The 20,216-nt window shown below is 69.2% G+C and carries 18 protein-coding genes; 16 read left to right on the plus strand and 2 right to left on the minus strand.

The window, feature by feature from the left end:
- Positions 1-231 precede the first annotated feature (231 nt).
- The 11 genes from pdxS to ACZ5VQ_RS42995 all read left to right on the plus strand — a co-directional run bounded on the left by pdxS (position 232) and on the right by ACZ5VQ_RS42995 (position 12,178).
- Entirely contained in the window at positions 232-1,155 is a 924-nt protein-coding gene (gene pdxS / locus ACZ5VQ_RS42945) for a pyridoxal 5'-phosphate synthase lyase subunit PdxS (protein WP_200399490.1), read from the plus strand.
- 6 nt (positions 1,156-1,161) lie between these two features.
- Positions 1,162-1,767, plus strand: coding sequence for a pyridoxal 5'-phosphate synthase glutaminase subunit PdxT (gene pdxT, locus ACZ5VQ_RS42950; protein ID WP_469109768.1), 606 nt, complete (start codon positions 1,162-1,164; stop codon positions 1,765-1,767).
- Between the two features lie 51 nt (positions 1,768-1,818).
- On the plus strand, positions 1,819-2,571 hold the full coding sequence (locus ACZ5VQ_RS42955) for a YebC/PmpR family DNA-binding transcriptional regulator (protein ID WP_143635426.1): 753 nt from the start codon (positions 1,819-1,821) through the stop codon (positions 2,569-2,571).
- A 161-nt stretch (positions 2,572-2,732) separates the two neighbouring features.
- Positions 2,733-3,362, plus strand: coding sequence for a crossover junction endodeoxyribonuclease RuvC (gene ruvC / locus ACZ5VQ_RS42960; RefSeq protein ID WP_469109769.1), 630 nt, complete (start codon positions 2,733-2,735; stop codon positions 3,360-3,362).
- Positions 3,359-3,967, plus strand: a complete 609-nt coding sequence (gene ruvA / locus ACZ5VQ_RS42965) for a Holliday junction branch migration protein RuvA (RefSeq protein ID WP_306940974.1) — start codon at positions 3,359-3,361, stop codon at positions 3,965-3,967. The genes ruvC and ruvA overlap by 4 nt, the downstream gene beginning before the upstream one ends.
- Positions 3,968-4,127: 160 nt before the next feature.
- On the plus strand, positions 4,128-5,198 hold the full coding sequence (gene ruvB, locus ACZ5VQ_RS42970; RefSeq protein WP_469109770.1) for a Holliday junction branch migration DNA helicase RuvB: 1,071 nt from the start codon (positions 4,128-4,130) through the stop codon (positions 5,196-5,198).
- A gap of 164 nt (positions 5,199-5,362) precedes the next feature.
- Positions 5,363-5,860, plus strand: a complete 498-nt coding sequence (gene yajC / locus ACZ5VQ_RS42975; protein WP_055614438.1) for a preprotein translocase subunit YajC — start codon at positions 5,363-5,365, stop codon at positions 5,858-5,860.
- 141 nt (positions 5,861-6,001) lie between these two features.
- Entirely contained in the window at positions 6,002-7,759 is a 1,758-nt protein-coding gene (secD, locus tag ACZ5VQ_RS42980; protein WP_469109771.1) for a protein translocase subunit SecD, read from the plus strand.
- A gap of 1 nt (position 7,760) precedes the next feature.
- A complete protein-coding gene (gene secF, locus ACZ5VQ_RS42985; protein WP_362082939.1) occupies positions 7,761-8,888 on the plus strand; it encodes a protein translocase subunit SecF in 1,128 nt (375 codons plus the stop codon).
- Entirely contained in the window at positions 8,885-9,433 is a 549-nt protein-coding gene (locus ACZ5VQ_RS42990; protein ID WP_469109772.1) for an adenine phosphoribosyltransferase, read from the plus strand. The genes secF and ACZ5VQ_RS42990 overlap by 4 nt, the downstream gene beginning before the upstream one ends.
- Before the next feature lie 219 nt (positions 9,434-9,652).
- Positions 9,653-12,178 carry a RelA/SpoT family protein gene (locus ACZ5VQ_RS42995; RefSeq protein WP_469109773.1) on the plus strand — a complete coding sequence of 842 codons (2,526 nt, stop codon included), beginning with the start codon at positions 9,653-9,655 and terminating at the stop codon, positions 12,176-12,178.
- Between the two features lie 127 nt (positions 12,179-12,305).
- Here the strand turns inward: ACZ5VQ_RS42995 and ACZ5VQ_RS43000 are convergent, their stop codons facing one another.
- Both ACZ5VQ_RS43000 and ACZ5VQ_RS43005 read right to left on the minus strand, forming a co-directional pair.
- A complete protein-coding gene (locus ACZ5VQ_RS43000; RefSeq protein ID WP_469109774.1) occupies positions 12,306-13,535 on the minus strand; it encodes a DUF349 domain-containing protein in 1,230 nt (409 codons plus the stop codon).
- A gap of 135 nt (positions 13,536-13,670) precedes the next feature.
- Complete coding sequence (locus tag ACZ5VQ_RS43005) at positions 13,671-14,510, minus strand: peptidylprolyl isomerase (protein ID WP_469109775.1); 840 nt, start codon at positions 14,508-14,510, stop codon at positions 13,671-13,673.
- A 170-nt stretch (positions 14,511-14,680) separates the two neighbouring features.
- Here ACZ5VQ_RS43005 and ACZ5VQ_RS43010 point away from each other — a divergent pair, with 170 nt between their 5' ends.
- The 5 genes from ACZ5VQ_RS43010 to rpsD all read left to right on the plus strand — a co-directional run bounded on the left by ACZ5VQ_RS43010 (position 14,681) and on the right by rpsD (position 20,200).
- Complete coding sequence (locus ACZ5VQ_RS43010; protein ID WP_469109776.1) at positions 14,681-15,397, plus strand: MBL fold metallo-hydrolase; 717 nt, start codon at positions 14,681-14,683, stop codon at positions 15,395-15,397.
- Between the two features lie 13 nt (positions 15,398-15,410).
- Positions 15,411-16,673 carry a histidine--tRNA ligase gene (gene hisS / locus ACZ5VQ_RS43015; protein ID WP_469109777.1) on the plus strand — a complete coding sequence of 421 codons (1,263 nt, stop codon included), beginning with the start codon at positions 15,411-15,413 and terminating at the stop codon, positions 16,671-16,673.
- Between the two features lie 415 nt (positions 16,674-17,088).
- Entirely contained in the window at positions 17,089-17,736 is a 648-nt protein-coding gene (locus ACZ5VQ_RS43020; protein ID WP_469109778.1) for a vitamin K epoxide reductase family protein, read from the plus strand.
- Between the two features lie 140 nt (positions 17,737-17,876).
- A complete protein-coding gene (locus ACZ5VQ_RS43025) occupies positions 17,877-19,229 on the plus strand; it encodes a replication-associated recombination protein A (RefSeq protein ID WP_469109779.1) in 1,353 nt (450 codons plus the stop codon).
- A 356-nt stretch (positions 19,230-19,585) separates the two neighbouring features.
- Positions 19,586-20,200 carry a 30S ribosomal protein S4 gene (gene rpsD / locus ACZ5VQ_RS43030; RefSeq protein ID WP_306940983.1) on the plus strand — a complete coding sequence of 205 codons (615 nt, stop codon included), beginning with the start codon at positions 19,586-19,588 and terminating at the stop codon, positions 20,198-20,200.
- Positions 20,201-20,216 lie beyond the last annotated feature (16 nt).

A 20,216-nucleotide genomic window follows, 5' to 3' on the forward strand; every position in this document is an offset into this window, starting at 1 on the left:
CCACGCGCGCGTGGACCCCGGGAAAGGCTCCCGGCCACAGGATCCGACGCCGTCGGGCACGGCACACGACGTCCCTGGTCACGGCCCCGACCGCCCGGCCTGACCACGGGAAACGCGCCCGGAGGCCCGGAAAATGAGCCACCGCCTCCTCATTGGCCCTTGCAGTGGCCTGGTCCTCAAGCGTTTCCTCGGTGTCTGCAGAAGCCCTCTTTCACCGAGTGAGGTCAACCCTTGTCCAGCACGCTCTCCACTCCCGCCCAGCCCACCGACACCCCTGCCACCGGAACCGCGCGCGTGAAGCGCGGTATGGCCGAGCAGCTCAAGGGCGGCGTGATCATGGACGTCGTCACGCCGGAGCAGGCGAAGATCGCCGAGGACGCGGGCGCCGTGGCCGTCATGGCCCTGGAGCGGGTGCCGGCCGACATCCGCAAGGACGGCGGCGTGGCACGTATGTCCGACCCGGACATGATCGAGGGCATCATCGAGGCCGTGTCCATCCCGGTGATGGCCAAGTCGCGCATCGGGCACTTCGTGGAGGCCCAGGTCCTGCAGTCCCTCGGCGTCGACTACATCGACGAGTCCGAGGTCCTCACCCCCGCCGACGAGGTCAACCACTCCGACAAGTGGGCCTTCACGACCCCCTTCGTCTGTGGCGCCACCAACCTGGGCGAGGCCCTGCGCCGCATAGCCGAGGGCGCCGCCATGATCCGCTCCAAGGGCGAGGCCGGCACGGGCAACGTCGTCGAGGCCGTCCGCCACCTGCGCCAGATCAAGAACGAGATCGCCAAGCTCCGCGGCTACGACAACAACGAGCTGTACGCCGCCGCCAAGGAACTGCGCGCCCCGTACGAGATCGTCAAGGAGGTCGCCGAGCTCGGCAAGCTCCCGGTCGTGCTGTTCTCCGCCGGTGGTGTGGCCACCCCCGCCGACGCCGCGCTGATGCGCCAGCTCGGCGCCGAGGGCGTCTTCGTCGGCTCCGGCATCTTCAAGTCCGGCGACCCGGCCAAGCGCGCCGCCGCCATCGTGAAGGCCACCACCTTCTACGACGACCCGAAGATCATCGCGGAGGCGTCCCGCAACCTCGGCGAGGCCATGGTCGGCATCAACTGCGACACCCTCCCCGAGGCCGAGCGCTACGCGAACCGCGGCTGGTAAGCACCGATGACCGACGCACCTGTCATAGGCGTCCTGGCCCTCCAGGGCGACGTACGGGAGCACCTGGTCGCCCTGGCCGCGGCGGACGCCGTGGCCAGGCAGGTGCGACGCCCCGAGGAACTCGCCGAGATCGACGGACTCGTCATCCCCGGCGGCGAGTCCACCACCATCTCCAAACTGGCCGTCCTCTTCGGCCTGATGGAACCCCTCCGCGCGCGCGTGCGGGCCGGAATGCCCGTCTACGGCACCTGCGCGGGCATGATCATGCTCGCCGACAAGATCCTCGACCCGCGCTCGGGCCAGGAGACCGTCGGCGGCATCGACATGATCGTGCGCCGCAACGCCTTCGGACGGCAGAACGAATCCTTCGAGGCGACGGTCGACGTGAAGGGCGTGGAGGGCGATGCCGTGGAGGGCGTCTTCATCCGGGCCCCCTGGGTCGAGTCCGTGGGCGCGGAGGCAGAGGTGCTGGCCGAGCACGACGGCCACATCGTCGCCGTACGTCAGGGCAACGCGCTCGCCACGTCGTTCCACCCGGAACTGACCGGCGACCACCGCGTGCACGGCCTGTTCGTCGAGATGGTGCGCGCGAACCTGACTCCGGGGTCCTAGTAGGATTCCTGGGGTTCGTAAAGAGTTGGGTTACGCGAAGGAGACAGGCAGATGTCCGGCCACTCTAAATGGGCTACGACGAAGCACAAGAAGGCCGTGATCGACGCCAAGCGCGGCAAGCTCTTCGCGAAGATGATCAAGAATATCGAGGTCGCGGCCCGTACCGGCGGTGCCGACCCGGCCGGTAACCCGACGCTCTTCGACGCCATCCAGAAGGCCAAGAAGAGCTCGGTCCCGAACAAGAACATCGACTCCGCGGTCAAGCGCGGCGCCGGTCTCGAAGCCGGTGGCGCCGACTACGAGACGATCATGTACGAGGGTTACGGTCCGAACGGTGTCGCGGTGCTCATCGAGTGCCTCACCGACAACCGCAACCGCGCCGCCTCGGACGTACGCGTCGCCATGACCCGCAACGGCGGCAACATGGCTGACCCGGGTTCCGTCTCGTACCTCTTCAACCGCAAGGGCGTCGTCATCGTCCCCAAGGGCGAGCTTGGCGAGGACGACGTCCTGGGTGCCGTGCTCGACGCGGGCGCCGAGGAGGTCAACGACCTGGGCGAGTCCTTCGAGGTCATCTCCGAGGCCACCGACCTGGTCGCGGTGCGCACCGCCCTCCAGGACGCCGGGATCGACTACGACTCCGCCGACGCCAACTTCGTCCCGACCATGCAGGTCGAACTGGACGAGGAGGGCGCCAAGAAGATCTTCAAGCTCATCGACGCCCTTGAGGACAGCGACGACGTGCAGAACGTCTTCGCCAACTTCGACGTGAGCGACGAGGTCATGGAGAAGGTGGACGCGTAGCGCTGCCGCGAGCCGCACGGGTTCAACGGGCCGACGGGACACACTCCGTCGGCCCGTCGCTTTGTCGGGCGTCGCTGGCGAGCGATGTCGGTGGCACCCGATAGCCTGCACAAACTGGGGGCACCCAGCGGTAGCTGGGGGAGATCGAAGGAGGGGCAGGGGTGCGGGTACTGGGCGTTGACCCCGGACTGACCCGGTGCGGTGTCGGTGTGGTCGAAGGTGTCGCCGGCCGGCCCCTGACCATGCACGGCGTCGGTGTCGTACGCACGTCCGCCGACGCGGAGTTGGGGCAGCGCCTCGTCGCCATCGAGCAGGGCATCGAGCAGTGGCTCGACGAGCACCGGCCCGAATTCGTCGCCGTGGAGCGGGTGTTCAGCCAGCACAACGTACGTACGGTGATGGGCACGGCCCAGGCCAGCGCGGTCGCCATGCTGTGCGCCGCCCGGCGCGGGATTCCCGTGGCCCTGCACACGCCGAGCGAGGTAAAGGCCGCCGTCACCGGGAACGGCCGTGCGGACAAGGCCCAGGTCGGTGCCATGGTCACCCGGCTGCTCCGGCTCGACGCACCTCCGAAGCCCGCCGACGCGGCGGACGCCCTGGCCCTCGCGATCTGCCACATCTGGCGCGCGCCCGCCCAGAACCGCCTGCAGCAGGCCGTCGCGCAGAACCGGCTCCAGCAGGCCGCCGCCCTGCACGCGTCGAAACTCGCGTCGCGACAAGCACCGAGCCGCGCAGCGACCGACGCACCGAACCACGCACCACCCCACGCACCGAAAGGCCGTACCGCATGATCGCCTTCGTCAGCGGCCCCGTCGCCGCCCTCGCACCCGACTCCGCGGTGGTCGAGGTGGGCGGCATCGGCATCGCGGTCCAGTGCACGCCGAACACGCTCTCCGGACTCCGCATGGGCCGGCCGGCCAAGCTCGCCACCTCCCTCGTCGTACGGGAGGACTCGCTGACGCTGTACGGCTTCGCCGACGACGACGAGCGGCAGACCTTCGAGCTGCTGCAGACCGCGAGCGGTGTCGGCCCTCGCCTGGCCCAGGCCATGCTCGCGGTGCACAGCCCCGACGCCCTGCGCCGCGCGGTGTCCACCGGCGACGAGAAGGCCCTCGTCGCGGTGCCCGGCATCGGCAAGAAGGGTGCCCAGAAGCTCCTCCTGGAGTACAAGGACCGCCTCGGCGAACCCCTCGGCACCGGCGGCCGGGCCATCGGCACCCCCGTCACGGCCGGCTGGCGCGAGCAGTTGCACGCCGCGCTGATCGGCCTCGGGTACGCGACCCGCGAGGCCGACGAGGCGGTCTCCGCGGTGGCGCCACAGGCCGAGGCGGCCGGGACGCCGCAGATCGGCCAGCTGTTGAAGGCCGCCCTGCAGACCCTCAACAGAGCGCGTTGAGCTCCGCAGGAGGTGCGGTCGTGAAGCTGCGGGTCCGTTGTGGCTGGTCGCGCCCACGCGGCGGAGCCGCAATCGACACGGCCCCGCGCCGCCATGGGGCACGGCACCGCCTGCTCCACACCCGTACGACCCGGACCCACTACCCCGCGAGGCACAGCACATGAACTGGGACGACACGGCCGACGACGACACCGCCGAGCGGCTCGTCGGTGCGTCCGCCGATCATGAGGAGCAGGCCGTCGAGGCCGCCCTGCGCCCCAAGGACCTCGGCGAGTTCATCGGCCAGGAGAAGGTCCGCGAGCAGCTCGACCTCGTCCTGCGGGCCGCACGCGCGCGGGGCGCCACCGCCGACCACGTCCTGCTCTCCGGCGCCCCCGGCCTGGGCAAGACCACCCTCTCGATGATCATCGCCGCCGAGATGGAAGCCCCCATCCGCATCACCAGCGGCCCCGCCATCCAGCACGCGGGCGACCTCGCCGCGATCCTCTCCTCCCTCCAGGAGGGCGAGGTCTTCTTCCTCGACGAGATCCACCGCATGTCGCGGCCCGCCGAGGAGATGCTCTACATGGCGATGGAGGACTTCCGCGTCGACGTGATCGTCGGCAAGGGTCCCGGTGCCACCGCCATCCCGCTCGAACTGCCGCCCTTCACGCTCGTCGGCGCCACCACGCGCGCGGGCCTGCTGCCGCCCCCGCTGCGGGACCGCTTCGGCTTCACCGCCCACATGGAGTTCTACGAGCCCGCCGAGCTGGAGCGCGTCATCCACCGCTCGGCGAACCTGCTGGACGTCGAGATCGACACCGAGGGCGCCGCCGAGATCGCGGGCCGCTCCCGTGGCACGCCCCGTATCGCCAACCGGCTCCTGCGCCGCGTCCGCGACTACGCCCAGGTCAAGGCCGACGGCTTCGTCACGCGCGAGATCGCCGGCGCCGCCCTCGCCGTCTACGAAGTGGACAGCCGAGGCCTCGACCGCCTGGACCGCGGTGTCCTCGAAGCACTGATCAAGCTCTTCGGCGGCGGCCCGGTCGGTCTGTCCACGCTCGCCGTCGCCGTGGGGGAGGAGCGCGAGACCGTGGAGGAGGTCGCCGAGCCCTTCCTCGTCCGTGAGGGACTACTGGCCCGTACACCCCGCGGGCGCGTGGCGACACCGGCGGCGTGGGCTCATTTCGGCCTCACCCCGCCCCGGCCGTCAACCGGTGGAAACGGACAACAGGACCTGTTCGGGGCGTGACGGCGAGGGGGCTCGCGAGGTCAGGAACCCCGGTGCCATGCTGAGCGTTGTTCCTTGACGGCGGACTCGCTTAGACTCCGCCGATGCCGCCTTTGCCGGCGGCGCACATACCCCCATCCATCAGGCCGCTCACCATCGCGGTCGAATGAAGGAAGTTCCGTCCCGTGAGTCTCGTGACCCTCCTCCCGTTCATCGTGCTCATCGGGGCCATGTTCCTGATGACCCGGTCGGCCAAGAAGAAGCAGAATGCGGCTGCGCAGATGCGCAACGACATGCAGCCCGGCTCCGGCGTCCGCACGATCGGTGGCATGTACGCAACGGTGAAGGAGGTCAACGAGGACACGGTCCTCCTTGACGCAGGCCCGGGAGTCGACCTGCTCTTCGCGAAGAACGCGATCGGCGCGGTCCTCAGCGACGACGAGTACAACCGCCTCGTTCACGGCATCGAGCACGACCTGAAGGAAGACGAGTCCGTCGTCCCGGACGACGCCTCCTCCCTCACCGAGACCGACGAGCCCGCCGACGCTTCCGACGACAAGCCCATCGACCTCGGCAAGAAGGACGCGGCCGACGAGCCCGTCGAGGAGTCCGCCGACGCGGAGCCGAAGAAGGCCGACGAGGCTGACCTGAAGAAGTCCGACGGCGAGTCCGACGCGAAGTAGTCATGACCGGGGACCGCGGAGTGCGCCGCTCGCGCGCCGCGGTCCCCGGGACGTGTGGTTTCGCACGGAATCTCGACACCATTCATGCCCGTCCGCGCAGGTACTTCGGTCACCGGGCGGACGAAGAGGGAGAACGAGAAGGTGGCAGCACCTAAGAAGGGCCGACAGGGCACCCAGGGCAGGCCGGGGCGCACCTTGGCCCTGATCCTGATCGCCATCGTGGCGCTCACCGGCGGCATGTTCGCCTCCGGACACACGACGCCGCGCCTCGGCATCGACCTCGCCGGCGGTACGAGCATCACGCTCCAGGCGAAGAACGAGCCGGGCCAGAAGAACGCGATCAACCCGACCAACATGAACACCGCGGTCGACATCATGAACCGCCGTGTCAACGGTCTGGGCGTCACCGAGGCGGAGGTGCAGACCCAGGGCGAAAGCAACATCATCGTCAACATCCCCAAGGGCACCAACTCCGAGCAGGCCCGGGAACAGGTCGGCACCACCGCCAAGCTCTACTTCCGTCCCGTCCTGACCACCGAGGTCTCCGGTGGTGACCCGGCGGCCAGCCCCTCGCCGAGCGCCTCCAGCAGCGCCTCCACGGGTTCGGACAAGGACAGCGACAAGGACAAGGCCACCTCGTCCGCGTCGCCCTCCACGCCCCCCTCGGCCACCTCCAGCACGCAGGGCCGCGCGGTCACCGACGCGCTGAAGGCCGACCCCACCCCGTCGGGCAGCGGTTCCGCCTCGTCCAGCCCGTCCGCCTCGCCGTCCGCGAGCACCGACCCGGCGACCGCCAAGCTCCAGGCGGAGTACACCGCGCTCGACTGCTCCAAGAAGACGGTCCGCGCGAAGGCCGGTGACGGCGTCAAGGCCACCGACCCGACCGTCGCCTGTGGTCAGAACTCCCAGGGCCAGTGGCAGAAGTACATCCTCGGCCCGGCCGAGGTCGAGGGCACCGACGTCGACAAGGCCTCGGCCCTGTTCGACACCCAGGGTGCCGCGGGCTGGAAGGTCACCATGGACTTCACGTCCAAGGGAGCCAAGAAGTTCGCGAGCATCACGGGCAAGCTGGCGCAGAACCAGTCCCCGCAGAACCAGTTCGCCATCGTCCTCGACGGTGAGGTCGTCTCCGACCCGTACGTCAGCCAGGCGCTGACCGGCGGCAGCGCGGAGATCTCCGGCAGCTTCAAGCAGCAGGAGGCCGAGGACCTGGCCAACATGCTGTCGTACGGCGCGCTGCCGCTCACCTTCACGGAGGCGAGCGTCACCACCGTCACCGCCGCGCTCGGCGGCGAGCAGCTGGAGGCCGGTCTGATCGCCGGCGCCATCGGTCTGGCCCTGGTCATCATCTACCTGGTGGCCTACTACCGGGGTCTGTCGCTCATCGCCATCGCGTCGCTGCTCGTCTCCGCGGTCATGACCTACGTGATCATGTCGCTGCTCGGCCCGACCATCGGCTTCGCCCTGAACCTGCCGGCGGTCTGCGGCGCCATCGTGGCCATCGGCATCACAGCGGACTCGTTCATCGTGTTCTTCGAACGCATCCGTGACGAGATCCGCGAGGGCCGTACGCTGCGGCCCGCGGTCGAGCGCGGCTGGCCGCGCGCCCGGCGCACCATCCTGGTCTCCGACTTCGTGTCGTTCCTCGCCGCCGCAGTGCTCTTCGTCGTCACGGTCGGCAAGGTCCAGGGCTTCGCGTTCACGCTCGGTCTCACCACCCTGCTCGACGTGGTCGTCGTCTTCTTCTTCACCAAGCCGCTGATGACGATCCTCGCCCGCAAGAAGTTCTTCGCGGAGGGCCACAGCTGGTCCGGCCTCGACCCGAAGCGACTGGGCGTCCAGCCGCCGCTGCGCCGCACCCGTCGCGTGTCCGCTCCCGTCGACACGAAGGAGGCCTGAGATGTCGAAACTCGGCACCCTCGGCGCCCGGCTCCACCGCGGCGAGATCGGCTACGACTTCGTCGGCAAGCGCAAGCTCTGGTACGGCATCTCCATCCTGATCACCATCACGGCCATCGTCGGCCTGGCGGTGCGCGGCCTGAACATGGGCATCGAGTTCCAGGGCGGCGCCGTCTTCACCACCGAGAGGACCAGCATCTCGGTGAGTCAGGCCGAGACGTACGCGGAAGAGGCCTCCGGCCACGACGCGATCGTCCAGAAGCTCGGCAACGGCGGACTGCGCATCCAGATCGCCGGCATCGACACCGGCAAGTCCGACCAGATCAAGCAGGAGCTCTCCAAGGACCTGAAGGTCGACGCGGAGAAGATCAACGCCGACCTGGTCGGCCCCAGTTGGGGTGATCAGGTCGCCAACAAGGCCTGGCAAGGTCTGGCGATCTTCCTGGTCCTGGTGGTGATCTATCTGGCCATCGCCTTCGAGTGGCGCATGGCCGTGGCCGCGCTCGTGGCGCTCATCCACGACATCACCATCACCGTCGGCGTCTACGCCCTGGTCGGCTTCGAGGTCACCCCAGGTACGGTGATCGGTCTGCTCACGATCCTCGGTTATTCGCTCTACGACACTGTCGTCGTCTTCGACAGTCTCAAGGAGCAGACGAAGGACATCACCAAACAGACCCGCTGGACCTACAGCGAGATCGCGGACCGCTCGATCAACGGCACCCTGGTGCGTTCCATCAACACCACGGTGGTCGCGCTGCTTCCGGTCGGCGGCCTGCTGTTCATCGGTGGCGGTGTGCTCGGCGCGGGCATGCTCAACGACATCTCGCTGTCGCTGTTCGTCGGCCTCGCGGCCGGTGCGTACTCCTCGATCTTCATCGCCACGCCGCTCGTCGCCGACCTCAAGGAGCGCGAGCCGCAGATGAAGGCCCTGCGGAAGCGCGTGCTCGCCAAGCGGGCCGCCGCCGCCGCGAAGGGCGAGTCCCTGGAGGCCCCGGTCGTCGAGGACCACTACGACGAGGACGAGCCGGAGGACGCGACGCCCGCGGTCGTCGGACCGCGCGCCCAGCGTGCCCAGCCGTCGTCCCGTGGCAGGGGGCGCGGCCGGCCGTCGGGGAAGCGCCGATGACCGGGCTCACCGACGCTACGGCGCTGCTGCTCAGCCGCATCCGTGACGTCCCGGACTATCCGGAGCCGGGCGTGATGTTCAAGGACATCACCCCGCTCCTGGCCGACCCGGCGGCGTTCACGGCGCTCACCGACGCGCTGGCCGAGATCAGCGTCCGCAGCGGCGCCACGAAGATCGTCGGCCTGGAGGCCCGCGGCTTCATCCTGGGCGCGCCCGTCGCGGTCCGCGCCGGGCTCGGCTTCATCCCCGTACGCAAGGCGGGCAAGCTCCCCGGAGCGACGCTCGGCCAGACGTACGACCTGGAGTACGGCTCCGCCGAGATCGAGGTGCACGCCGAGGACCTGAGCGCGGACGACCGCGTCATGGTCGTCGACGACGTCCTCGCCACCGGCGGCACCGCCGAGGCCTCGCTCCGGCTGATCCGCCGGGCCGGTGCCCGGGTCGCCGGCGTCGCCGTCCTCATGGAGCTCGGCTTCCTGGGCGGCCGTGCACGGCTGGAGCCGGCCCTGGACGGCGCCCCGCTGGAGGCGCTGCTCAAGGTCTGAGCAAAAACCCCCTGAGCAACCCCTGAGGCGCCCGTACGACACCCCTGAGGCACCTGTAGGACACCGCGGAGGCGGGCCCGGAGGAATCCGGTGCCCGCCTCTCGCGTTTCTCCCGTAGAAGGCGGTCTCACCGGCCGAAGGCGAGTCCGGAGCCCAGGATCGCTACCATGGGGTCTCCGGAACCTGACCGGGGACCCGGATCGCGCACGAGGAGTCCTCTTGCCAGACGAGGCCCAGCCACTCACCGCCGCCAAGCCCGAGAAGTCCGCGGCGCCCGCAGGCACGCCCGCACCGCCCGCGAGCGCGCCCGCGAAGAACGGCTCCGCCGAGCCCGCGCCCGGAGCCAAGGCGGCTGAGCAGCCACGCCCCGAGCCGGCCGCCCCCGAGCGCCAGGCACCCGCGTCCGCGGCCCGTCCCACGGCCGGCCAGCCCGCACGCTCCGGCGGCGGCTCCTCCAACCGCGTACGCGCCCGTCTGGCCCGTCTTGGCGTCCAGCGGTCAAACCCGTACAACCCGGTCCTGGAGCCCCTGCTGCGGATAGTGCGCAGCAACGACCCGAAGATCGAGACGTCCACGCTCCGCCAGGTCGAGCGCGCCTACCAGGTCGCCGAGCGCTGGCACCGCGGCCAGAAGCGCAAGAGCGGCGACCCGTACATCACGCACCCGCTCGCCGTGACGACGATCCTCGCCGAGCTGGGCATGGACCCGGCCACGCTGATGGCGGGCCTGCTGCACGACACCGTCGAGGACACCGAGTACGGCCTGGACACCCTCAAACGCGACTTCGGCGACCAGGTCGCGCTGCTCGTCGACGGCGTCACCAAGCTCGACAAGGTCAAGTTCGGCGAGGCCGCCCAGGCCGAGACCGTCCGCAAGATGGTCGTCGCCATGGCCAAGGACCCGCGCGTCCTGGTCATCAAGCTCGCCGACCGCCTGCACAACATGCGCACCATGCGCTACCTCAAGCGCGAGAAGCAGGAGAAGAAGGCCCGCGAGACGCTGGAGATCTACGCTCCGCTGGCGCACCGCCTGGGCATGAACACCATCAAGTGGGAGCTGGAGGACCTCGCCTTCGCGATCCTCTACCCCAAGATGTACGACGAAATCGTGCGGCTGGTCGCCGAACGCGCCCCCAAGCGCGACGAGTACCTCGCCATAGTGACCGACGAGGTCCAGTCCGACCTGCGCGCGGCCCGCATCAAGGCGACCGTCACCGGCCGCCCGAAGCACTACTACAGCGTCTACCAGAAGATGATCGTCCGCGGCCGTGACTTCGCGGAGATCTACGACCTGGTGGGCATCCGCGTCCTCGTCGACACGGTCCGCGACTGCTATGCGGCACTGGGCACCGTCCACGCCCGCTGGAACCCGGTTCCGGGGCGGTTCAAGGACTACATCGCGATGCCCAAGTTCAACATGTACCAGTCGCTGCACACGACGGTGATCGGTCCGAACGGCAAGCCGGTCGAACTCCAGATCCGTACGTTCGACATGCACCGCCGTGCCGAGTACGGCATCGCCGCGCACTGGAAGTACAAGCAGGAGCCCTCCGCCGGCGCCTCCAAGGTGCGCACGGACGCGCCCAGGGGCCTCGGCAAGGACAAGGACGCGGTCAACGACATGGCGTGGCTGCGCCAGTTGCTCGACTGGCAGAAGGAGACCGAGGACCCCAGCGAGTTCCTGGAGTCCCTGCGCTTCGACCTGTCCCGCAACGAGGTCTTCGTCTTCACGCCGAAGGGCGACGTCATAGCGCTCCCGGCCGGGGCGACGCCGGTGGACTTCGCGTACGCGGTCCACACGGAGGTCGGCCACCGGACCATAGGAGCGAGGGTCAACGGACGCCTCGTACCGCTCGAATCGACCCTGGACAACGGCGACCTGGTCGAGGTCTTCACCTCGAAGGCGGCCGGCGCGGGCCCGTCCCGCGACTGGCTGGGCTTCGTGAAGTCCCCGCGCGCCCGCAACAAGATCCGGGCCTGGTTCTCCAAGGAGCGCCGCGACGAGGCGATCGAGCAGGGCAAGGACGCCATCGCGCGCGCCATGCGCAAGCAGAACCTGCCGATCCAGCGCATCCTCACCGGCGACTCGCTGGTCACGCTCGCGCACGAGATGCGCTACCCCGACATCTCGTCCCTGTACGCGGCGATCGGCGAGGGCCATGTCGCCGCGCAGAACGTCGTGCAGAAGCTCGTCCAGGCGCTCGGCGGCGAGGAAGCGGCCACCGAGGAGATCGACGAGAGCGTTCCGCCCGCGCGCGGCCGCGGCCGCAAGCGCCGGTCGAACGCCGACCCGGGCGTCGTCGTCAAGGGCGTCGACGACGTGTGGGTCAAGCTGGCCCGCTGTTGTACTCCCGTTCCAGGCGACCCGATCATGGGCTTCGTCACGCGCGGCAGCGGTGTATCGGTCCACCGCACCGACTGCGTCAACGTCGACTCGCTGTCCCGCGAGCCAGAGCGGATCCTCGAGGTCGAGTGGGCACCCACCCAGTCCTCGGTCTTCCTGGTCGCCATCCAGGTGGAGGCACTGGACCGCTCACGGCTCCTGTCGGACGTCACCAGGGTCCTGTCCGACCAGCACGTCAACATCCTGTCGGCGGCCGTCCAGACGTCCCGCGACCGGGTGGCCACGTCCCGCTTCACCTTCGAGATGGGCGACCCGAAGCACCTGGGCCACGTCCTGAAGGCGGTCAGGGGAGTCGAGGGCGTGTACGACGTCTACCGGGTGACCTCGGCGCGCAGGCCGTAGCCGGTCCGGCCTCGATCGGCCACTACGTAGAGGGGGCTTCCGTACGAAACGTACGGAAGCCCCCTCTACGTAGAAGCGGAAAACCGTGGAAGGGCTCAGTGGCCCCGCCCCGGTGACCTCGGGGGCCTCAGCCGCCGAACTCCTGCAGACCCTTCAGGGCCTGCTCAAGGAGCGCCTGGCGGCCGTCGAGCTCCTTCTGGAGCTTGTCGGCCCGTGCGTTGTTGCCGGAGGACCGCGCCGACTCGATCTGGCCCTGCAGCTTGTCCACGGCCGCCTGGAGCTGCCCGGTCAGACCCTCGGCACGCGCGCGTGCCTCCGGGTTCGTCCGGCGCCACTCGGCCTCCTCGGACTCCTGGAGGGCCCGCTCCACCGTGTGCATCCGGCCCTCGACCTTCGGGCGGGCGTCACGCGGCACGTGGCCGATGGCCTCCCACCGCTCGTTGATCGAGCGGAAGGCGGCCCGCGCCGCCTTCAGGTCGTGCACCGGGAGGAGCTTCTCGGCCTCCTCGGCCAGCTCCTCCTTGAGCTTCAGGTTCTCCGTCTGCTCCGCGTCCCGCTCGGCGAAGACCGAGCTGCGCGCCGCGAAGAACACGTCCTGGGCACCGCGGAAGCGGTTCCACAGGTCGTCCTCGTGCTCGCGCTGGGCACGGCCCGCGGCCTTCCAGTCCGCCATCAGCTCGCGGTAGCGGGCGGCCGTCGGACCCCAGTCCGTCGAGCCGGACAGCGACTCGGCCTCCGCGACCAGCTTCTCCTTGGTCTTGCGAGCCTCCTCGCGCTGCGCGTCGAGCGACGCGAAGTGCGCCTTGCGGCGCTTGGAGAACGCCGAGCGCGCGTGCGAGAAGCGGTGCCACAGCTCGTCGTCGGACTTCCGGTCGAGCCGCGGCAGACCCTTCCAGGTGTCCACGAGCGCCCGCAGCCGCTCACCGGCGGCCCGCCACTGGTCGGACTGGGCGAGCTCCTCCGCCTCGGTGACCAGCGCCTCCTTGGAGTGCCGGGCCTCGTCGGACTGCTTCGCCCGCTGCGCCTTGCGCTCCTCGCGGCGTGCCTCGACCGTCTCGACGAGCTTGTCAAGACGCACCTTCAGCGCGTCCAGATCCCCGACCGCGTGGTGGGCGTCCACCTGCTCGCGAATGTGGTCGATGGCAATCTGGGCGTCCTTCGCCGACAGGTCGGTGGTCTTCACTCGTCGCTCGAGGAGGCCGATCTCGACGACCAGGCCCTCGTACTTGCGCTCGAAGTAGGCCAGTGCCTCGTCGGGAGAACCGGCCTGCCAGGAACCGACGACCTGCTCGCCGTCGGCCGTACGCACGTACACGGTCCCCGTCTCGTCGACGCGGCCCCACGGGTCGCTGCTCACAGCGCCTCCTCCACATGATGCCTGCGTGGGGCTGCTTTACCCCCGGGCATCGTCCACAGTTTCGTCACGGCCAACATAGGCGACCGGCGGGGCGGCTGTCCGCATCCCGCGCGACCGAAATTTCGCTGCTGGAGGTCAGGATTTCGTCACGGTCGCCTTGTCGATCACGACGGTCGCATTGGGTGCGCCGTCGCCCTGGCCAGTGCTCTCGCCGGCCTTGGCGATTTTCTCCATGACCTTCATGCCCGATTCGGAAATAGTCCCGAACGGTGTGTAGTTGGCCGGCAACGGACTGTCCTGGTACACGAGGAAGAACTGGCTGCCGCCGGAGTTGCGGCCTTCCTTCGTCTGCGCGTTGTACTGGTTGGCCATCGCCACCGTGCCCGCCGGATACACGTCGCCCTTGAGGCGCTTGTCCTTGAGGTTCTCGTCCGGAATCGTGTAGCCGGGGCCGCCCATGCCGGTGCCCTGCGGGTCGCCGCACTGGAGCACGAAGATGCCGTTCGTGGTCAGGCGGTGGCACTTGGTGTGGTCCAGATAGCCCTTGCCCACCAGGAAGTTGAACGAGTTCACGGTGTGCGGGGCCTTCGAGGCCGGCATGTCGATGTCTATCGTGCCGCAGGTCGTCTGCAGCTTCATCGTGTAGTCCGCCGACTTGTCGATGGTCATCGCCGGCTCCTTCTTGTAGCTCAGCGACTTCACCTTGCCCGCGGCGGCCTTCTCGCAGGGGTCAGGTGCCTTGCTGGGCGCGGAGGGGCTCGGGCTGGCCTCGGCCGCCGCGTCCGACTTGTTGTCGTCGCTCTTGAAGACCCCGGTCGCGTACGACACCACGCTGCCCACGACGACCACGCCGAGGACCGACGCGATCACCGCGTTGCGAGCGTGGGCCTTGCGCCGAGCGGACGTGCGCCGCTGCTGTTGCCGCAAGAACTTCTCCCGGGCGAGCTGACGCCGCCGCTGTTCCTGGGTGACCACCGGGTTATCTCCTCATGCGTCTCGTACGTCAGGTGGGACGCGTGCGTCTGTTGAGCCGACCGCCTGCGTGTGCCCCGTACCGTATATGGGTTCGCTGTGGTTCCGGCAGCGCCGGTAGGCTCTGATCCACAGCCAGGCCATTCCCCCGTACGACATACCGAAGGACGAACGTGCTCATTGCCGGGTTCCCCGCCGGGGCCTGGGGCACCAACTGTTATCTGGTCGCCCCCGCCGCAGGCGAGGAGTGCGTGATCATCGACCCGGGCCACCAGGCCGCCCAGGGAGTCGAGGAAGCGCTCGCCAAGCATCGGCTCAAGCCCGTCGCCGTCGTCCTCACACACGGCCACATCGACCATGTCGCCTCGGTGGTCCCGGTGTGCGGCGCGCACGACGTACCGGCGTGGATCCACCCCGAGGACCGGTACATGATGAGCGACCCCGAGCGGGCGCTCGGCCGCTCCATCGGAATGCCGCTGATGGGTGAGCTGACCATCGGGGAGCCGGACGACGTGAAGGAGCTGACGGACGGCGCCGCGCTGAAGTTGGCCGGCCTCGACTTCTCCGTCGCGCACGCGCCCGGCCATACGAAGGGGTCGGTGACGTTCCGGATGCCCGAGAACACGGAGGTCCCGTCCGTGTTCTTCTCCGGGGATCTGCTCTTCGCCGGCTCCATCGGACGCACCGACCTGCCCGGCGGTGACATGGACGAGATGCTCGGCTCGCTGGCCCGTGTGTGCCTGCCGCTCGACGACTCGACCGTGGTGCTGTCCGGCCACGGCCCCCAGACGACCATCGGCCAGGAGCGCGCCACCAACCCGTACTTGCGGCAGGTGGCGGCGGCCGGCCCGGGAGCGGACCCGACCTCCGCTCCTCGACGAGGAATGTGACGAGAGACTTCCCGTGAGCACCTTCAAGGCCCCCAAGGGCACGTACGACTTGATTCCGCCGGACAGCGCGACCTTCCTCGCCGTGCGCGAGGCGATCGCCGCGCCGCTGCGGAACTCCGGTTACGGATACATCGAGACGCCCGGATTCGAGAACGTCGAACTGTTCGCGCGCGGGGTCGGTGAGTCCACCGACATCGTGACCAAGGAGATGTACGCCTTCGAGACCAAGGGCGGCGACCAGCTGGCCCTGCGCCCCGAAGGCACGGCCTCCGTGCTGCGCGCCGCCCTCGAAGCCAACCTGCACAAGGTGGGCAACCTCCCCGTCAAGCTCTGGTACTCGGGCTCGTACTACCGCTACGAGCGCCCCCAGAAGGGCCGTTACCGCCACTTCTCGCAGGTCGGCGCCGAGGCGATCGGGGCCGAGGACCCGGCGCTGGACGCCGAGTTGATCATCCTGGCCGACCAGGCGTACCGCTCGCTCGGGCTGCGGAACTTCCGGATCCTCCTCAACTCGCTGGGCGACCAGGAGTGCCGTCCCGTCTACCGGGCCGCGCTCCAGGACTTCCTGCGCGGGCTGAACCTGGACGAGGAGACGCTCCGGCGGGCCGAGATCAACCCGTTGCGGGTCCTGGACGACAAGCGCGACGACGTCCAGAAGAAGCTGGTGGGCGCCCCGCTGCTGCGGGACTACCTCTGCGACGCGTGCAAGGCGTACCACGAGGAGGTCCGCGAGCTGATCACGGCCGCCGGTGTCTCCTTCGAGGACGATCCGAAGCTGGTCCGCGGGCTGGACTACTACACCCGCACCACCTTCGAGTTCGTGCACGACGGTCTCGGTTCGCAGTCCGCGGTCGGTGGCGGCGGTCGCTATGACGGCCTGTCCGAGATGATCGGCGGTCCTGCGCTGCCGTCCGTCGGGTGGGCGCTCGGTGTCGACCGTACGGTCCTCGCGCTGGAGGCCGAGGGTGTGTCCCTCGAACTTCCCGCGTCCACCAGTGTGTTCGCGGTGCCGCTCGGGGACGAGGCTCGGCGGGTGCTGTTCCGGGTGGTCACCGAGTTGCGCAGGAACGGGGTCGCGGCCGACTTCTCCTACGGTGGCAAGGGGCTCAAGGGCGCCATGAAGAACGCCAACCGCAGTGGGGCCCGCTACACCGTCGTCGCCGGCGAGCGCGATCTCGCCGAAGGTGTCGTCCAACTCAAGGACATGGAGTCCGGCGAGCAGGTTCCCGTCGGCGTGAACGAGATCGTGGCGGAACTGGAGTCCAGGCTGAGCTGAGTGGTTGGGCTGGGTTTTCCTCGCCCCCGCCGCCCCTACCCGTCCCGTCCCTGGGGGCTGCCGCCCCCAGACCCCCGCTGATCGGCCTGAACGGCCTCGTCCTCAAACGCCGGACGGGCTGAAATCAGCCCCTCCGGCGTTTGAGGAGCGGGGGTTCGGGGGCGGAGCCCCCGGGACACCGTCAACTCGGCGAGTGTCGATTCGTCCTCGCAGATGATGTCGACGTGCGAGGGGCGAGGGTGCGCCTCCCCGGAGCGGCTGCACCTGTGCTGGCGTGCCGTCGAGCGTCCCGCCGAAGCGAACGTTCCGGGACCACCGCGCGTACTTCCTTATGTCCAGCGAACGGTGGACACGCGCGCGTGTGCGGCACAATGACCGTGCCCGGAAGGCCCCCTCAAGCTACGGAAACGGCGTGATGAGCAAGACGACAGTCAGGGAAGGCATCAGCACCGACTCCCACGACCAGGAAGGTGCCGAGGCCCCACGGTCCGTGGGCGGCGGTCGTTTCCTCGCCGTTCTGCTGGTGATCACGGGCGCGGCCGGACTGCTGGCCTCCTGGGTCATCACCATCGACAAGTTCAAGCTGCTGGAGGACCCGAACTTCACCCCGGGCTGCAGCCTGAACCCGGTCGTCTCCTGCGGCAACATCATGAAGAGCGACCAGGCCTCCGCCTTCGGGTTCCCCAACCCGATGATGGGCCTCGTCGCCTACGGCATCGTGATCTGCGTCGGCATGAGCCTGCTCGGCCGCGCCACCTTCCCGCGCTGGTACTGGCTGACCTTCAACGCGGGCACGCTGTTCGGCGTCGGGTTCTGCACCTGGCTGCAGTACCAGTCGCTGTACAACATCAACTCGCTGTGCCTGTGGTGCTCCCTGGCCTGGGTCGCGACGATCATCATGTTCTGGGCCGTGACCTCGCACAACGTCCGCAACGGCTTCCTGCCCGCGCCGGGCTGGGTCAAGGGCTTCCTCGGCGAGTTCGCCTGGGTGCTGCCGGTCATGCACATCGGGATCATCGGCATGCTGATCCTGACGCGCTGGTGGGACTTCTGGACCAGCTGACGGACCGGCGGCCGGTCGAAGGACGGACCGTCGCCCGTTGACGAGCGACGGACCGTCGCCCGTTTACGAGCGGATCGGCGGGATCGGTGAATTCCACCGGGCCGACGGCGTTGTCAGTGGCGTGACATAGGGTTTTGGACGTGGAGCCCGACCTGTTCACCGCCGCAGCCGAAGAACGCCAGGAGAAGGACCCCTCCAGCAGTCCCCTGGCCGTCCGGATGCGCCCGCGCACCCTCGACGAGGTGGTGGGCCAGCAGCACCTGCTGAAGCCGGGCTCACCCCTGCGCAGACTGGTCGGCGACGGCGGGGGTCCGGCGGGCCAGTCCTCGGTCATCCTCTGGGGACCGCCCGGCACCGGCAAGACGACTCTCGCGTACGTGGTCTCCAAGGCGACGGACAAGCGCTTCGTGGAGCTCTCGGCGATCACCGCCGGCGTCAAGGAGGTCCGCGCGGTCATCGAGGGCGCCCGCCGCGCCACCGGAGGCTTCGGCAAGGAGACCGTCCTCTTCCTCGACGAGATCCACCGCTTCAGCAAGGCCCAGCAGGACACCCTGCTCCCGGCGGTCGAGAACCGGTGGGTGACGCTGATCGCCGCGACCACCGAGAACCCGTACTTCTCGGTGATCTCCCCGCTGCTGTCCCGCTCGCTGCTCCTGACCCTCGAACCGCTCACGGACGACGACCTGCGCGGACTGCTCCGCCGGGCGCTCGCCGACGAGCGCGGCCTCAAGGACGCGGTCACGCTCCCCGAGGACACCGAGGAACACCTGCTGCGGATCGCCGGGGGCGACGCCCGCCGCGCGCTGACCGCGCTGGAGGCCGCGGCCGGGTCCGCGCTCGACAAGGGCGAGCCGGAGATCACCCTCCAGACCCTGGAGGAGACGGTCGACCGGGCCGCCGTGAAGTACGACCGCGACGGCGACCAGCACTACGACGTGGCGAGCGCCCTGATCAAGTCCATCCGCGGCTCGGACGTGGACGCCGCGCTGCACTACCTCGCCCGGATGATCGAGGCCGGCGAGGACCCCCGGTTCATCGCCCGCCGCCTGATGATCTCCGCCAGCGAGGACATCGGCCTGGCCGATCCGACCGCGCTGCCGACAGCCGTCGCCGCCGCCCAGGCCGTCGCCATGATCGGCTTCCCCGAGGCCGCCCTCACCCTCAGCCACGCCACCATCGCCCTCGCCCTGGCCCCGAAGTCGAACGCGGCGACGACGGCGATCGGCGCCGCCATGGAGGACGTACGCAAGGGCCACGCAGGCCCCGTACCGATGCACCTGCGCGACGGGCACTACAAGGGCGCGGCCAAGCTCGGTCACGCGCAGGGGTACGTGTATCCCCACGACCTGCCCGAGGGAATCGCCGCCCAGCAGTACGCGCCGGAGGAGCTCAAGGACCGCGAGTACTACACCCCGACCCGCCACGGAGCCGAGGCGCGCTACGCGGACGCGGTGGAGTGGACCAGGAAGCACCTCGGTCGAGGGCGGTCCTGACCGGTCCTGACCACCCTGTAGACTCCTCGAAGCGCTGCGTCCCGTGTCCGGCCTCCCTCTAACGAGGTGGCCGACATCACCAGAACGGGACATCCAGCCGGAGCCCTCACCGCAAGGCGGGGATTCCAGGAGCGTCGCGCACCGTCGAAGGTGTCGCGGGCAGCCCACCACCCTCTCGGATTCCCGGGAACCGGTCGGTGGGCCACTCGCGTGCTGCACGTATGTGCCCAGCACAGGGAGCGGCTGCCCCGCAGGTCCGACCGACCGGACCCGCAGGGTTTCCCTGGCTGCGGATTGCGACCTCCCCTAACCCTGGTGAAGCCGTATTCGCATCAGAAACATGAGGTGTTTGGTTCATGCCGAACCAGTCCCGCCCCAAGGTCAAGAAGTCGCGTGCCCTCGGCATCGCGCTGACCCCGAAGGCCGTCAAGTACTTCGAGGCCCGCCCCTACCCGCCGGGCGAGCACGGCCGTGGCCGTAAGCAGAACTCGGACTACAAGGTCCGTCTGCTCGAGAAGCAGCGTCTGCGCGCGCAGTACGACGTGTCCGAGCGCCAGCTCGTCCGCGCCTACGAGCGTGCCGCCAAGACGCAGGGCAAGACCGGTGAGGCCCTGGTCATCGAGCTGGAGCGTCGTCTCGACGCCCTGGTTCTGCGTTCGGGCATCGCCCGCACGATCTACCAGGCCCGCCAGATGGTCGTTCACGGCCACATCGAGGTCAACGGTGGCAAGGTCGACAAGCCGTCGTTCCGCGTCAAGCCCGACGACGTCGTGATGGTCCGTGAGCGCAGCCGCGAGAAGACGCTGTTCCAGGTGTCCCGCGAGGGCGGCTTCGCCCCCGACGGCGAGACCCCGCGCTACCTCCAGGTGAACCTCCGCGCCCTGGCCTTCCGCCTGGACCGCGAGCCGAACCGCAAGGAGATCCCGGTGATCTGCGACGAGCAGCTCGTCGTCGAGTACTACGCCCGCTGATCACCCTCAGCCGGAT

The organism is Streptomyces sp. NPDC033178, assembly GCF_055577685.1.